The organism is Shinella sp. R2-11, assembly GCF_055330205.1.
On the sequence record NZ_JBVAPC010000034.1, the window covers coordinates 1 to 256 of the forward strand.

The 256-nt window shown below is 69.5% G+C and carries 1 pseudogene; it reads left to right on the top strand.

Going from position 1 to position 256, the window contains the following annotated elements:
• Window positions 1-256: pseudogene (locus tag ACZ1A1_RS24955) on the top strand (sugar ABC transporter ATP-binding protein); the annotation flags it as partial.

Consider the following 256-nt stretch of genomic DNA (forward strand, 5'->3'; position numbering starts at 1 on the left):
ATTCGGCTCGCCCGCGGAAATCTACAACAATCCGGCCAACACCTTCGTCGCCGACTTCATGGGCTCGCCCGCGATGAACCTTCTCACGGCAAGGGTCGAGAACAACGGCGCGGGCGTCGCCGTCTCGCTCGCCCGCCATCAGGCCGAGCCGCTGGTGCTCCCGGTGCCGAACGCGCCGGGCGGCCTTTCGGCCTATGGCGGCAAGGACGTGATCTTCGGCATCCGCCCGGAGGCCCTGACCGACCCGGACGGCGCC